Consider the following 15,535-nt stretch of genomic DNA (forward strand, 5'->3'; position numbering starts at 1 on the left):
GTCATAGAGGCTCGGCGGGCTCGTCGCGGCGGGCGGCAAGCGCACCCTTGAGCCACGAGACAATCTCGCCGAGGGGTGCCCCAGGTGTGAAGACACGGGCAATCCCGGCGTGCTCGAGTTGCGCGATGTGCGCGTCAGGGATCACGCCGCCGCCGAACACGAGGACGTGGTCGAGGTGACGGGCGCGGAGTTCCCGGACGACGGCGGGGAACACGGTGGCGTGTGCTCCGGAGAGGGATGACAGGCCGACAGCATCCACATCTTCCTGGAGGGCGACCTCGGCGATGGCCTCGGGGGACTGTCGCAGCCCGGAGTAGATGACTTCGAACCCGGCGTCGCGCAAGGTCATCGCTACGACCTTGGCACCGCGGTCGTGACCGTCGAGGCCGGGCTTGGCGACGAGCACACGCCAAGTGCGGGGCGAGCTCATCATTTCGCGCGCGGTTCGACGTAGGCCGCGTCGAGGATACGGATCCCGGTGGGGAACACGGCAACGGGATTGAGGTCGAGCTCGAACCCCGCGGGCCATCCGTCGACGATCTGTGAGACCGTCGCGACGAGCTGAGCGAGGGACGGAATGTCACCCGCGGGCTGCCCTCGTGTGCTCGTGAGGAGCCGTCCGACCGCGGTTTCGGCGATCATCGCCGCGGCCTCGTGCATATCGACTGGGGCCAGGCGCACGGTGACGTCACCCATCGCCTCGGTGTGAATGCCGCCGGTGCCGACGCTGACGACCGGGCCCAACGGCGTCGATGCGACGCCCACCAGAACTTCGGTGTGCCCAGTGACCATCTCCTCGAAGCGCACTTCGCCACCGAGCTGCTTCAGGCGTTGGTACACGCGCGATGCAGTCTCAGGTGTGATCCCGAGCTCGACGCCGCCCGCGTCGGTCTTGTGCAGGAGGCCGGGCACGACGGCCTTGCCCACCGCGAGCCCGCCGAGCTCGAGGACGGCGTCTTGGGCATCGGAGTCGGAGTGAACGAGACGGCCCCGCGTGACAGGTAGCCCGGCCGCGGCCAGGAGCAGCTTGAGGCTGTGCTCGTCGGCATGTGATGGAGGCGTGACTGATTGCAGGGTCAAAACCGTTGGGCTCCGACCTTCTGCCCACACTGTCCACAGCGCGTCGGCAGCCCGAACTGCTCGCGTCGGCGTCGTGTACGAAGGGATTCCTGCGTGTCGCAACGCGTCTTTGGCCAGCGGCGCGAGAAAATCCCCACCAGTTCGAGCGACTAGCACGGGCTTCCCTGATCGGGCTGCCACAGTCCCCAGGGTGCTGACAATGGCATCCACGTCATCGTCGACGAGGACACAGAAGCAGGCAATGATCGTGTCGACGCCAGGATCGTCCGCGACGGCGTCCAAACAGCGGGAAAAGACCGAGACGTCCGACATCACGGTGGCGGTGACGTCGACCGGATTGGTGGTCGACCCGAACGCGGGGACGAACTCGTCGAGCACAGCCTGGGTTGCTTCCCCGAGAGTGGCCAGTGTGAGCGTGCTCGATTCAATCGCGTCGGTGGCAAGGATTCCCGATCCGCCGGAGGTGGAGACGACCGCGACGCGAGGACCTGCCGGCCGCCGCGGCTGGCTGAAGGCTTCTCCGAAGTCGAGGAGCTCGTCGACGTCCTGCGCACGCGCGATGCCGTACTTGCGTAACGCCGCGTTGACCACTCGGTCTGCCGTGGCAAGGGCGCCCGTATGGGAGGCAGCGGCGGAGGCGCCGGCGTCACTTCCGCCGGCCTTGATGAACGCCATCGGCTTTCCAAGGACTGCAAGACGTCGGAGCGCGTTCGCGTCGGAGAGCTGCTCGAGGTATGCAAGCAGCGCGTGACACGACTGGAGTTGTGCGAGCGCTTCGAGAACCTCGAGCGCTGTCACGTCGGCCTCGTTGCCGGTGTTGATGGCCCACCCCAATCCGAGGCCGCGCTCCAACGCGAGGCTGACGGCGCCGAAGCCGAGTGCACCGCTCTGGCTCACAAAACCGATGTTGCCGGTCTGCCACGGGACTTCCCGTGCCGAGAACAGAGGGGTGAAGGTCGCCATGAGCTTGGTCGCGAAGCCAACGGCGCCGATGCAGTTCGGCCCTAGGAGACGGATGCCGGCGGACTTGGCGCGAGATTCGATTTCGCGTTGGAGCGCTGCGCCTTCGGGGCCGGCTTCGGCGAAGCCTGAGGCGCCGATGATGACCATCGGAATGCCGGCTGCGGCACATTCATCGATGGTGTCCGCGACGTGTGTGGCGCTGACCATGACCAGCGCCAAGTCGATCGGCATCGGCGCGACGGCGAGCGACGGGTAGCTGGGGAGGCCGTGCACCTCCTTCGCGGACGGGTTGATCGGAACGATCGTGCCGGCGTATCCATAACGCTGCAGGTACTTGATCGGTAGGGATCCCAGCGCGCCGTCTCGGTTGCTTGCACCGACGATCGCTATCGATCGGGCTTCCCAGAGATACTCCAGCGCGGACGTGGTCGCTGCCGTCACGGCCGAATCACGAAACCGTCGAGTTCGATCAGCGCGGCTGGGTCGAACAGGCGTTGCACTCCGACGAAGGTCATTGCGGGGTACTCGCGACCAACGAGCCGTTGCCAGATGCGCCCAAGATCCTTGAGACTGTTCAGGTACCCCTCCACATCGGTGCAATACACGACGAGCTTGGCGAGGTGGTCAACACTTGCGCCAGCGCCGGTGATCGCCTCTACGAGGTTTGCAAGTGCGCGCTCGAACTGGTCGACGACAGTCTCGCCAACGATGGCGCCCGTAGCGTCTTGCGCTGTCTGGCCCGCGAGGAAGACGACCTGTCCGTTGCCGTGGACGACATGGCTAAACCCGGTTGGCGGACTCAGCGAAGGGGGATTCACGCGCTTGATCGTCATGACAGCAGTGTCCCTCCATCGATCACCAGAGATTGCCCGTTGATGCTTCCCTCGCAGGCGAGGTAGAGCACTGCGCGGGCTACTTCATCGCTGGTAATGAATTGTCCGTGGCCCTGCATGTGTGCGAGTCGGTCACGCGCAGTCTCTTCAGTCGCGCCGGTGGCTGCAGCGATGTTGGCCACCGACGTATCGGTCAAGTCGGTGTCGACGAACCCGGGGCACACGGCATTGATCGTCACGCCACTGCCAGCGACCTCGGCAGCAACTGCACGGACCAAGCCCAGCAGCCCATGTTTTGATGCGGCGTAGGCGCTGACATAGGGGGCGCCAGCCCGAGATGTGGTGGAGCCCGTGACGATCACCCGACCCCAATCGTTGCTCACCATTCGCGGGACTGTCCGGCGGACGCATCGAAAGGCTGCTGTGAGATTCACGTTGATGTGAAGGTCCCAAAGTTCGTCGTCAGTTCGCGCCAGCGGTGCCGAGCGCGCAACTCCAGCGTTGGCCGCGAGGATTTCAACCGGACCCCATTCGTTTTCCACGAGTGAGAACAAGCGGTCGACGTCGTCGCCGTTTGTGAGATCGGCAGCGACCACCATGGTTGGCCCCACGAGGGTGCTGGCCGTCGCGTCTAGCTCTGACTGGGTGCGCGCGGTCAGCGCGACTCGGTGACCGTGAGCAGAAAGGTGGCGAGCGATGGCGGCGCCAATACCTCGCCCCGCCCCGGTGACGACGCTCGTTCGCGACGGTTCCACGGTTGGCGGGACTCCCCGATGTGAGCCTGGACCCGGCCGAACTTGCCACATCTCGTTGCGCTCGTCAAAATTTCGGCATATGCGCCCCGCCTACATCCTCGATGCCGTGCGCACGCCCTTCGGCAAGCGCGGTGGTGGCCTCTCGGGGCTGCGAACCGATGATTTGGCCGCGCTGCCGATTGCGGCGTTGGTCGCACGTCAACCGCGCCTCGACCCGGCGACGATCGAGGATGTGGTGCTGGGGAACACGAATGGCGCCGGTGAGGACAACCGCAATGTCGGCCGCATGGCGGCCCTGCTGGCGGGGCTGCCGGTGACGGTGCCCGGCGCGACCGTGAACCGATTGTGTGGATCGGGCGCGGAGGCGTTGGTCCAAGCGGCGCGGGCAATCGCGATCGATGATGCGCAACTGATCGTCGCCGGTGGGGTCGAGAGCATGAGCCGAGCCCCGTTCGTGGTGGCGCGACCCGATGCCGCGTTCCCGCGTTCGCTCGAGCTTGTGGACAGCACCGTCGGCTGGCGCTTCGTCAATCCGGGCTTCCCCGCCGAATGGACCAACTCGTTGGGCGGCGTCGTCGAAACCGTTGCCACGGAGTACGGAATTGAGCGTGACGCGCAGGACGCATGGGCATTGAGGAGTCATCGAGCTGCGTCCGCCGCGTGGGCGTCGGGTGCGTTCGAGCAAAACGTCGTGCCCGCCGGCGGTCTCGCCCGGGATGAATCGATTCGAGATGACGCGAGTTTGAGTGCACTGGCCAAGTTGCCGTCTGCCTTTTCGTCAGATGGGACGGTCACGGCCGGCAACTCGTCGCCCATCAACGATGGGGCTGCGGCGGCTCTCATCGGCAGCGCTCACGCCGTCGAACGCTTTGGAATCGATCCGATCGGCGCGATCATGGCATCGAGTGTCGTCGGGACCGCGCCCGACCGCTTTCCTGTTGCGCCCGTTGAGGCGATCCGAAACGTTGCGAAGCGTGTCGCGGTGCCGCTCGAGCAGTTCGACCTTATCGAGATCAATGAAGCGTTCGCGGCAATGGTGTTGTGCACGCTCCAAGACCTTCCGGAGCTAGAGCGCGAACGGGTGAACGTGAACGGTGGCGCAATCGCAATGGGGCACCCCTTGGGTGCGTCCGCAGTGAGGATCGTCATCGACCTCTGCGTGGAGCTCCGTCGACGCGGGGGTGGGCGTGGCATCGCCGCGGCGTGTATTGGTGTGGGTCAAGGAATCGCGATCGCTTGTGAGGTGGATCCGTGAGGGAATTTGAAGATGTCGTGTACGAGGTCGACCAAGGGGTCGCGGTCATCACGATCAATCGTCCCGACCGAATGAACGCGTTTCGGGCCCGTACGGTCGAGGATCTGATCAACGCGTTCAAGCGGGCATGGGCGGACGGAGCCGTGGGCGCAGTTGTCCTGACTGGCGCCGGGGAGCGGGCGTTCTGCGCCGGCGGCGACCAGAAGCAGCGTCTGGAGACCGGCACGTATGGGCAGAGCGAGACTGAGTCCGGCCTCTTCGAGATCCAACGTCTCCACGAGACGATTCGCAACATCCCCAAGCCGGTGATCGCGGCGGTCAATGGCTTCGCGATCGGCGGTGGCCATGTGCTTCATGTGCTGTGCGACTTGACGATCGCGGCCGAACACGCGCGGTTCGGACAGACCGGACCGCGCGTAGGGAGCTTCGACGCAGGGTTCGGGACGGCTTACCTCGCCCGAGTCGTGGGGGAGAAGCGCGCCCGCCAGATCTGGTTCCTGCTCGACCAGTACGACGCGACGACCGCGGAGCGTTGGGGGCTGGTCAACGAGGTGGTTCCCTCGGATCAACTCCTTTCCAAGGCCACCGAGTGGGGGCGTCGCATGTGCGCGCTGTCGCCAACCGCGTTGCGCTTTCTCAAGCACAGTTTCAACGCGGACAGCGACCACCTTGTCGGACTCGGGAACATGGCCTACGCGGGTCTGGATCTCTTCACGACAACCGCAGAGGCGACCGAGGGGTACACGGCATTCAACGAGCGTCGCGACCCCGACTTCTCAGCCTTCCGCTAGCTCTGTCCCGGGCTGCTTCCGTCTATTCGACGCGAAGTACGACTGCTGCGCCGGTATCACCGGCGGCGCAGCCGGTGAACACGCCGATGCCGCCGCCGCGCTCACGTAGGGCCTCGACCAGTTCCGCGATTGCCCGGGTTCCAGTTGCAGCTTGAGCGTGACCGTAGATCAGGCTCGAGCCGTAGGTGTTCATGCGCTCTACCGGAAAGCCCGTCTGCTGTGAGAAGTACAGATCATTGACCGCGAAAGGGTTGTGTGTGGTGATGAGGTCGACGTCATCGATGGTCAGTTGTGCAGAGTCAAGCGCGCGCTGCGCGGCTGGCACGGGCGCTTTTGGCATTTCGGCCTTGGCGGCGCGAGCAGTCCCAATACCGAGCACGCGCGCGATCCCATCGTTGGAGAGTTTCTGCGCGGTGGGCACCGAGGTGACCACGATGCCGCCTGCGCCATCGGCCGGATGCGTCTGCGTGCCGTACGTAACCACGCCGTCAGGTTCGACTGGCGAAAGCTTGGCCAACCCTTCAGGGGTGGTGGTATGGATCCCATCGTCAGCATCCACAACGATCGCGCCTCGACGTTGCGGTACTTCCGCCGACACCATGTACCGGCGCTGGAACGAACGGTCGTCAGCGAGCGATGCCTGGTATTGGTCAAATCGCAGCTGGGTAAGCTCATCGAGTTGGTCGCGCGTCATTCCAGACTGCCGTGCGACGATCTCGGCGGTCGTGACCATTGACTCCCCAGCCCAGGGATCACCGGCCATCGCGTCGAGCAGCCAGTGTTCGGTGGTCGGCTGCGCACCCGGCGCGCCGTCCGTCGGGTACACGAGGAGAGGACTGTTGCTGGTGCGGTCTGTCGTCAGCGCGAGGACGAGCTCGTCGGCGGACGACGTCTCAACTCGGAGCGCAGCGGCGAGCAACACAGCTACGCCAGTCGCGCACGCTTGAGAGATCATCGGGCCGGTCACTCCGGGTGCACCCAGCCGGGCCGCGACCGTCGGCGCGCCATAGAACAGGCCGGGTTGAGGGATCGTCCATCCCAGCACGACCTCGGATGCGTCGGCTGCTGGCAGGCCGCGCGCTTCGAGTGCCCGTTCGGTCACATCGACGACGAGATCGAGCGCCGACATGGAGGCAAGCGGGCCTTGCCACCGCGTGAATGGTGACGACCACGCAAAGCCCAGCGGAATTGCGGCATTCTCAAACATGAGCAACCTCGGCTATAAGTAATGTTGCGATCGTCATCGTACCGCGAGGAGCAGCAGATGCCAGAGCGACGACCAGGCGAGATCGAAGAGACCGAGCTCTTCCGAGCGGCTGTGCGCCAGTTCGTTGCCAATGAGGTGATCCCTCGCGAGGAGGAGCTTGACCAGGACGAATTCCCCTTCGAGCTGTTCCGCCGCCTCGGATCACTTGGCTACCTCGGCATCCGGTACCCGGAGGACGTCGGGGGACAAGGCGCTGGCCTGGCGACGGCGTGTGTGCTGTGGGAAGAGCTCGCCTATGGGAACCTCGCGCTCGCTGCGATCTGTGCCATGCAGGGCTTGATGGGAACGGCGTTTGTCCATCGCTATGGCACCGACGCACACCGGGCCGACTATCTCGAGCCGGCACTGCGGGGAGAGAAGGTCGCGACGTTTGCTCTTACCGAGCCCAACGCCGGCTCCGATCTCGGAGCGATCCAGACCCGGGCGAAGAAAATCGATGGAGGTTGGGTCATCAATGGCTCCAAGACCTGGATCAGCAACGCGCCGGTCGCTGACTTCCTGACCGTCGGGGCGCGAACCTCCGACGAGCCCGGAATGAAGAGCATCGCCCTGTTCTTCCTCGACGCCAAGACCGACGGCTTCGAGGTGGGCAAGCCGATCAAGAAACTAGGTGTCCGATCGTCGCTCACATCCGAGATCAGGTTGGATGGCTGCTTTGTTCCCGACGATGCGCTCTTGGGCGATGTGGGCGATGGGGCTCGCATCGTCGGTGGGATCCTGTCCGAGATTCGCACCATGACGGCAGCACTCAGTGTTGGCCTGGGCCGTCGTGCGCGGGACGCCGCGGCTGCGTACGCAAACGAGCGTGAGGCATTCGGCGCCAAGATCGGCGACTTCCAAGCAATTCAGCACAAGCTTGCCGACATGGAGACCGACCTGTTTGCCGCCAGCGTGCTCACCGATGAGGTCGCGCGGCGAGTCGAAGCCGGTACGGCAACGGTCCGCGAGACTGCCATGGTGAAGTTGTTCGCGTCCGAAGCATGCGTGAAAGCCGTCGATGAAACTACGCGGATTTTCGGCAGCTACGGCTTCGCGATGGAGTATCCCGCGCAACGCTTTTTCCGAGACGCCAGGTTCCTGTTGTACGGCGGCGGTACGTCAGAGATCTTGAAGATGATCATTGGACGCGACGTCCTCCGAGCGCACGCTTCGTGAGCCAGACGCTGGAGGGTCTGCGGATTCTCGATCTGACCCGGATGCTCGCGGGGCCATACGGAACGTTGCTTCTTGGCGACATGGGCGCCGAGATCATCAAGATTGAGGACCCCAGCGGCGGCGATCCAATCCGCACGATGGGTCCACCGTTCGTAGACGGCGAAAGCGCCTACTTCCTCGGCATCAATCGCAACAAGCGCAGCGTTGCTATCGATCTGCAGCGATCCGAGGGCAGGGACCTCTTCCTCGAACTCGTCCGCGTGTCCGATGTCGTCATCGACAACTTCCGGGTCGGAGTCATGCAGCGGCTTGGCATCGATCACGGTGCGTGTGCACAGGTGAAGTCGGACATCATCACGTGCTCGATCACCGGCTTCGGTGAAGACGGCCCCTACCGCGACCTGCCAGCTTTCGACCTCATCCTGCAAGCGATGGGTGGCGCGATGTCAATCACTGGAGAACGTGATGGGTCGCCGGTGCGTATGGGCATCCCAATGGGGGATCTGGCAGGCGGCATGTTGGGTGCCCTCGCGATCCTGGGTGCGATCGTTCAGCGCGACCGGACCGGTCGGGGGCAACACATCGACCTCAGCTTGCTGGATGCCCAAGTGTCCTTGCTCACCTATGTCGCGCAGTACTGGCTGACGGATGGTCAGGTACCAGGGCCGATCGGGACCGAGCACCAATCCGTAGTGCCCTATCAGCTCGTCGAGACTTCCACATCCCCAATCGTCATTGCCGTGTTCGTGGATCGGCACTGGGCGCCGTTCTGTGAAGTGCTCGGATGTCATGAGCTCATCGATCAATACCCGACAAACGCACAGCGTCACGCGGCGCGCGACGTCATCGTTCCTCTGCTGCGGGCCCGGTTCCTCGAGCGGGAGGCCGAGGAGTGGATCGATGCACTCCGAACCGCGGGTGTTCCCTGTGGGCCCGTCAACACGGTGGATCGCGTTCTGACCGACGACCAGGTGCGACACCGCGGGATGGTGACCGAGACCAGCAGCGCGCACCCGCGCGTCGGTGTGTATCCGGTCGTCGGGAATCCCATCAAGGTGGGAGACGCCGAGACGTTCGAGCCAGCGCCACTCTTGGGTCAAGACAACGACGAGATCCTCGGCGGGCTCCTGGAGCACTCGGCACAGGAATTGGCTGCTTGGCGCGCAGCAGGAGTCGTCGCCGAGGGACCGGCCGTGGAGGAGTAGAGGGAATGGAACAACCGGATCCGATCACGCTCGGTGTTGTCTGGGGCGCGTTCCACTCGATCGCAGTCGAGATCGGAACCTCGCTGCACCGAGCCGCGTACTCGCCCCAAGTTCGCGAGGGTCAGGACTTCTCGGTCGCGATCTTCGACGAGCGCGGCCAGATGGTCGTTCAGGGTCCGTACACACCGGGCCACCTTGGGGCGATGAACTTCGCGGTGCTCAACGCAATCGACGCATATCCAGTCGAGTCGTTGCAGCCTGGTGACGCCATCCTGTTGAACGATCCGGCGCTCGGATCCGGCCACCTTCCCGACTTCTTCCTCACTCAGCCCGTGTTCTACAACGGCGAGGTCGTCGCATTCCTGACGAACCTCGTCCATCAGACTGATGTGGGTGGTTCACGGCCGGGCAGCCAAGCCGTCGAAGGAATCTTCGACTACCACCAAGAAGGGCTGTTCATTCCGCCTATCAAGCTTGTGGATGGCGGTCGTGAGGTGGAAGGGGTATGGAAGCTCGTGCTCGCGAACTCACGCACACCGGGCTCATTGCTTGGTGATCTGCGCGCTCAACGCAATTCGTTGCTCGTCGGTCAGCGGCGCGTCATTGAACTGTTCGAGCAGCACGGACTCGAAACCGTCCGAACGTGCATGGCCGCAATCATGGATGCGAGCGAGGCGCGTATGCGCGAGCGCATTCGTGAGATCCCCAACGGCGCGTACTCGTTCACTGACTACATGGACGACTGTGGTCCTGGTACGCCGCCAATCAAGATGCAGGCGACGGTGACCGTCACCGACGACGCGATCGACATCGACTGGACGGGGACCGACAGTCAAACCGAATCTGGCCTGAACAGCTATATCAACTACACCCGCTCGTACACATACATGGCGGTCAAATGCCTCACGGATCCGCACGGACCGATGAGCGGCGGTGCGCTCCGGGCGGTGACGGTCAGCGCCCCCGAGGGCTCGTTCGTCAACCCGCGTCGGCCGGCCGGTGGCGGACCGCGTGCCGTGTGTTGCCATCGGATCTTTGAAGTAGTGATCGGGGCCCTGAGTCAAGCCGTGCCTGAAGAGGTGCAAGCCGCGTGCTCTCACATGGCGAACCCGACCTACGGCGGGATCGACCGCCGTAGCGGGAGGCGATTCGTGGGCTATGAGCTCGTCTTCGGGGGAACCGGTGCCCGAGCAGGCAGGGACGGGTGTGAGGCCATGTCCTCACCGTTCAATGCATCGAACATTCCGGTCGAATCGATCGAGGTTGATCAACCGGTCGTCATCGAACGGTTCGAGTTCATCCCAGACTCGGGCGGCGCGGGGAAGTTTCGCGGTGGCAGCGGTCTTCGGCGCGATGTTCGAATCCTCGCGGATGCCGTGCGCTTCACCAACCTCTCGGACCGTAACGTTGTGGCCTCCTACGGTCTCTTCGGCGGCAACACGGGGTCACTGGGTGCCACCGTTGTAAACCCGGAAACTGACACTGAGCGGCTTGTCGGCAGTAAGGCGTCCTTTGACCTCGAGTATGGCGATGTCGTGAGCATCCGCCTGGCCGGCGGGGGAGGTTACGGGGATCCGTTGGATCGGGATCCCGGCCGCGTTGCTCGGGACGTCGAGCTCGGTTTCGTGACGCCGGTTGCCGCGTCCCAGCGGTACGGCGTCGCGGTGCAGGTGATGCCCGATCACGTTGTGGTCGATGCCGACGAGACGACACGCCTTCGTGAGGCAGCGCGGCACGACTGAGTCCGTCGCTTGCCCTGCTGCTGATCTTGCGATCGGCAAAAGAACTCTATAGTGTCGCCTCCGGCGGTGCCCTTGGCGCCGTTCCCCTTCACCGAGAGCCGACCCGGGGGACCTACGCAGATGGAGCTCGTCGTCGAACGGCCGATCGCGAGAACCGTGCGAATCACGTCCACCATTTCCCCGCAGGAGAATCCGATGGGAGTGCGATGGACTACGTGATTGGCGTCGACATCGGCGGTACGTGCACTGACTGCGTCGTCCTCGACGGCGACGGCCGGATCACGGTCGCGAAGACGTTCTCGACCTATCCGGATTTCTCTGAAGGCGTGATCAATGCCGTGGGATTGGGAGCGGCGCATCTTGGTTCGTCGCTCACGGACCTGCTGGGGAACACGAGGCTCTTTCTCCACGCGACGACCGTGGCCGAGAACGCCATCATTGAAGGCGACCTTGTCCCTGCGGGAATCGTGACGACGCGCGGGTTTGAAGACACGCTTCGCTTGATGCGCGGTGGCTACGCGGAATGGTCGGGCCGTTCTGAAGAGGAGATCAAGAATGTTCCGTACGTAGCCAAACCTGAACCGCTCGTTCCGCCGGAGCTCGTGAAGGGTGTCCGGGAGAGGACGGACGCTTGGGGAGAGGTGGTTGCCGCGGCGGATGAGGATGAGATCGCCGCGGCCGTCAAGTCCTTGATGTCCTCGGGCGCTGAGACGCTCGGAGTCTGTTTCTTATGGGCATTCGCAAATCCGGTGAACGAGCTTCGGGCAGAGGAAGTCATTCGAAAGCTCTACCCGGACGTCTTCCTCACGTTGTCGCACGATGTCGCTCCGGTCCTCGGTGAGTTCGAGAGATCTCAAACCGTGGCGTTGAACAGCAGGTTGGGCCCGCCGGTCACGCGGTACCTCGGTCAACTGAGTGATCGTCTCAAGAACCAGGGGTACCGCGGCACGCTGCTGATCATGCAGGCGTATGGCGGTCTGCTCGAGGCGGAGAAGGCAGCGAGGAAGCCTGTCGGAATGATCGAATCCGGTCCTGCGAGCGGGTTGGTCGGAAGTCGCGCGCTCGGGCAGCTTCTTGGTTACGAGGACATCATTGGCGCTGACATGGGTGGCACGACCTTCAAAGCAGGAGTCATCCAGCACGGACTGATCGACTACGCACGCGAGCCCATGGTCGCGAGGTACCACTACGCGTCACCGAAGATGAACATGGAATCGATCGGTGTCGCGGGAGGGAGCATCATCTCGCTCGATCCCGAGACGCGCGTGCCGAGGATCGGTCCGCAGAGCGCAGGATCGACGCCGGGACCGGTGTGCTACGACCGTGGCGGTCTCGAGCCAACCATCACCGACGTCGACTTGATCCTGGGCTACTTGGATGAGCGCTACTTCTTGGGCGGTCGAGAGCGACTCGATGCCGCGAAAGCGCGAGACGTCTTCAAGACGAAGATTGCCGATGAGCTCGGAATGGATGTGCGCGAAGCTGCCGGCGAGGCGTACCGGTTGGCGAACAGTCTGATCTTCGACATGCTGCACAAGTTGACCGTCGAGCGGGGACTCGACCCCCGGTCCTATGTGCTGTTCTCGACAGGTGGAACCGCTGGCATGCACGTAGGCGGCTTCGCACCGCAGTTGAATGTCTCTCGGGTGATCATCCCGCATGCCGCTTCTGTGCATGGAGCGCTCGGGACCGTGTCCTCGGACGTGTCCTACGAGGAGCAAGTCAATCGTCTTATCCGCGTACCCGGCGATCCTGACGAAGTCAATGCCATGCTGGACACGATCGAGACTCGCATTCGACAACAACTCATCGATGACGGCTTCTCGGAGTCGGACATCGTGATCACCCGTGCGATCGAGATGCGGTTTGCTCGCCAGGTGCATGTGGTGACCGTGCCTCTCGATGGGAGTGGGCCGGTATCAGGCGTCGATCTCGAGCGCGCAGTGACCCAGTTCACCAACCTGTATGAGGAACGATTCGGCGAAGGCTCCGGCTATGCCGAGGCCGGTATTGAGATGGTCAACTTCAGAGTGCATGGCACTGGGCTGTTGCGAAAGCCGGCACTGACTGGCGGGGAGCTCGGTAGTACGGATCCGTCAAGGGCGCTCGTTGAGATGCGCGAGGCCTACTTCGCACCGAATCGTGACTTTCTTGAGGCAGGCTGTTATTCGTTCGAACAACTGACACCGGGCAACGTCGTTGAGGGTCCTGCAATTGTGTGGAGCCCAGACACAACGGTCGTCATCAATCCCGGGCAATGGCTGCGCTGTGACGAATACAAGAACCTCGAGCTTGCGTGGGAGGAAGGTGGTCGTGATGGGTAAGGCGCTCGATCAAGAGATCGACCCGTTCACGTTTGAGATCATTCGACACAAGCTCTTTCGCGTGATCGATGAAGGCCTGATCACCTTGGGCAAGGTTTCGGGTACCGCCGTCACAGCCGATGGCCATGACGTGCTCGTTGCGCTCTACCTTCCCGATGGAAGTTTGTTGACCTGCGGTCTCGGATTCCTTGAGCACCTAGTTCCGGCATCTCGCGCCGTACGACAGATCACGTCAAGCTTTGCGGAAGACCCCGGTATCTTCGACGGCGACGTCTTCTTCGCGAATGATCCGTACACCGTCTCGATCCACTGCCCGGACATCTACATGATCACGCCGATCTTCTTCAACGGCGAACTCGCGACCTGGGTGGTCAATTTTGTGCATGTCACCGATATTGGTGGCGTGGACGTTGGAGGGTTCTGCCCCAATGCCCGAGAGGTGTTCCACGAAGGCTTCAGCACCAAGGGCCTCAAGATCATCGAGCGAGGAACCTTCCGCCGCGACGTGTACGAGACATTCCTGAACATGGTCCGCGACCCTGGCATGACGGGTCTTGACCTGAACTCGCAGATGGCGGCGAACTTCGTGGTGAAGGAGCGCATGCAGGGGTTGTACGACGAATACGGGCACAACGTTGTCGAGACGGTCGGCAAGAGGTTGATCGATGAGTCCGAGCAACGCCTACGTCGCAGATTGCTCGAGCTCCCGGATGGAACATGGCGAGCGGTTAAGTACCTTGACGTACCGGACAAGACGCACCGACTTGTGCTCGCGGCAACAAAGGAAGGCGACCAGCTCACCTACGACTTCACCGGAACTGACCCCCAAACCGACTTTCCCGTCAACTGCCACTACTGGCACACAAAGGGTGAAGCGATGGCGCCGGTGCTGCCGCTTTTGGCGTGGGACATGACCTGGAACGACGGAGTCCTGCGGTGCCTCGATGTAGTGGTCCCCGAGGGCTGCTTGCTCAACGCCGTTCGTCCGGCTCCTATCTCGCTGAACACGGTCTCGAGCGGCTTCGCCGTGAAGATCCTTTCCAACGCCGTTCTCGCGAAAATGCTCGCTGCATCACCCGCATACAGCGATCGCGCGGTGGGGTGCTGGACAGGTTCACAGGCCGCCGACGTCGTCGGCGGTGTGAACAGGTATGGCGAGTTCGTGGCGCAGGTAGGCACTGACGTGTTCGCCATGCCGGAAGGGGCACGTTCGTTCGCCGACGGAGCTGGATCGGGTGGCTTCGTAGCACATGTTGCTCTCACCATGGGCAACGTAGAAACCGAAGAGCAGGCCGTACCCAAGCGCTTCTTGTACCGACGAGTGGTCCCAGATTCAGGAGGTGTCGGGAAGTTCCGCGGCGGTCCCGCACACGAACGGGCGGTCGTACCCCACGGTGGCGCCACGGACGAGATGACCGCAGTCGTGATACCGGGAACGGGCGAAGATGCGCCGGGAACGCCTGGCACATCGGGTGGATACCCGGGCGCAACCTCCGCGCACCGGATCTTCCGCAAGAGCAACGTCGACCAGTTTCCCTGGAACCTCGAAGCCACCACCGGCGAGCAGGTCGACGACGCCCGTGCGACATCACTCCAAGTGTCGAGCAAGGACATTCTCTATCTCCGGTCGGAAGGTGGCGGAGGCTACGGGGATCCCTTGGACAGAGACCCGGAGCTCGTGCTCCAGGACGTCCTACTGCAGATCGTGACGGCCGAAGCCGGTCGTGCCGCATACGGCGTCATCGTCGACGAGCTCGCACGTCGTGTTGACGTCGAGGCCACCCGCACCCAGCGTACGAAGCTCAGGGAACAGCGACTGGGGAAGTCCGTAGACATCCCCTCCCTCGAGCGGCAGATTGTCGAGCGGACGAAGTACCGCATCAACGAGTACCTCCAACTGACCGCCGAGGGTACCGACGTCCAATGCACTTGGTGCGGTGCCATCGTCGGGCCAGCGAGTGACCCCTGGACCGACCACGCCACCCGACGAACATCACCGGTCGCCCTCGAAGGTCCCCCGAAGACAATTAGTAGCGACTTCGTCCTGCAAGAGTTCTTCTGTCCCACGTGTGCAACGTGTCTGGAGGTTCAGGTCACGAAGGCAGACGAAGCGCCCCTAGAGGACGTCATCTCGCGTTGGCCTTGAGGCATGCCGCGAGTTAGGA

Annotated in this window: 12 protein-coding genes; 7 read left to right on the top strand and 5 right to left on the bottom strand. The window is 63.3% G+C overall.

Going from position 1 to position 15,535, the window contains the following annotated elements:
* Position 1: 1 nt before the first annotated feature.
* From WEE69_05840 to WEE69_05855, 4 genes are read right to left on the bottom strand one after another with little or no spacing between them, the layout of a single operon-like run.
* Positions 2-430, bottom strand: a complete 429-nt coding sequence (locus tag WEE69_05840; GenBank protein MEX1144809.1) for a cobalamin B12-binding domain-containing protein — start codon at positions 428-430, stop codon at positions 2-4.
* On the bottom strand, positions 430-2,484 hold the full coding sequence (locus tag WEE69_05845) for an acetate--CoA ligase family protein (protein ID MEX1144810.1): 2,055 nt from the start codon (positions 2,482-2,484) through the stop codon (positions 430-432). The genes WEE69_05840 and WEE69_05845 overlap by 1 nt, the downstream gene beginning before the upstream one ends.
* Positions 2,481-2,876, bottom strand: coding sequence for a RidA family protein (locus WEE69_05850; protein MEX1144811.1), 396 nt, complete (start codon positions 2,874-2,876; stop codon positions 2,481-2,483). Before WEE69_05850 ends, WEE69_05845 begins: the two co-directional genes overlap by 4 nt.
* A complete protein-coding gene (locus tag WEE69_05855) occupies positions 2,873-3,631 on the bottom strand; it encodes an SDR family NAD(P)-dependent oxidoreductase (GenBank protein MEX1144812.1) in 759 nt (252 codons plus the stop codon). The genes WEE69_05850 and WEE69_05855 overlap by 4 nt, the downstream gene beginning before the upstream one ends.
* A gap of 79 nt (positions 3,632-3,710) precedes the next feature.
* Between WEE69_05855 and WEE69_05860 the strand changes: the two genes are divergently transcribed.
* Positions 3,711-4,886, top strand: a complete 1,176-nt coding sequence (locus WEE69_05860; GenBank protein ID MEX1144813.1) for an acetyl-CoA C-acyltransferase — start codon at positions 3,711-3,713, stop codon at positions 4,884-4,886.
* Positions 4,883-5,677 (top strand): enoyl-CoA hydratase-related protein, encoded by a 795-nt coding sequence (locus tag WEE69_05865; protein ID MEX1144814.1) that lies wholly within the window; start codon positions 4,883-4,885, stop codon positions 5,675-5,677. The genes WEE69_05860 and WEE69_05865 overlap by 4 nt, the downstream gene beginning before the upstream one ends.
* 22 nt (positions 5,678-5,699) lie before the next feature.
* Here WEE69_05865 and WEE69_05870 read toward each other — a convergent pair whose 3' ends face one another.
* A complete protein-coding gene (locus WEE69_05870) occupies positions 5,700-6,884 on the bottom strand; it encodes a thiolase family protein (GenBank protein ID MEX1144815.1) in 1,185 nt (394 codons plus the stop codon).
* A 57-nt stretch (positions 6,885-6,941) separates the two neighbouring features.
* Between WEE69_05870 and WEE69_05875 the strand changes: the two genes are divergently transcribed.
* The 5 genes from WEE69_05875 to WEE69_05895 all read left to right on the top strand — a co-directional run bounded on the left by WEE69_05875 (position 6,942) and on the right by WEE69_05895 (position 15,516).
* Positions 6,942-8,099, top strand: a complete 1,158-nt coding sequence (locus tag WEE69_05875) for an acyl-CoA dehydrogenase family protein (protein ID MEX1144816.1) — start codon at positions 6,942-6,944, stop codon at positions 8,097-8,099.
* Positions 8,096-9,304 carry a CoA transferase gene (locus WEE69_05880; GenBank protein MEX1144817.1) on the top strand — a complete coding sequence of 403 codons (1,209 nt, stop codon included), beginning with the start codon at positions 8,096-8,098 and terminating at the stop codon, positions 9,302-9,304. Before WEE69_05875 ends, WEE69_05880 begins: the two co-directional genes overlap by 4 nt.
* A 5-nt stretch (positions 9,305-9,309) precedes the next feature.
* Positions 9,310-11,046: a hydantoinase B/oxoprolinase family protein gene (locus tag WEE69_05885; GenBank protein MEX1144818.1), complete on the top strand. Its 1,737-nt coding sequence runs from the start codon at positions 9,310-9,312 to the stop codon at positions 11,044-11,046.
* A gap of 206 nt (positions 11,047-11,252) precedes the next feature.
* Complete coding sequence (locus WEE69_05890; protein ID MEX1144819.1) at positions 11,253-13,370, top strand: hydantoinase/oxoprolinase family protein; 2,118 nt, start codon at positions 11,253-11,255, stop codon at positions 13,368-13,370.
* Positions 13,363-15,516, top strand: a complete 2,154-nt coding sequence (locus WEE69_05895; GenBank protein MEX1144820.1) for a hydantoinase B/oxoprolinase family protein — start codon at positions 13,363-13,365, stop codon at positions 15,514-15,516. Before WEE69_05890 ends, WEE69_05895 begins: the two co-directional genes overlap by 8 nt.
* The last annotated feature ends 19 nt before the right edge of the window (positions 15,517-15,535 follow it).

Source organism: Acidimicrobiia bacterium, from assembly GCA_040881685.1.
GTDB lineage: Bacteria > Actinomycetota > Acidimicrobiia > IMCC26256 > PALSA-555 > SHVJ01.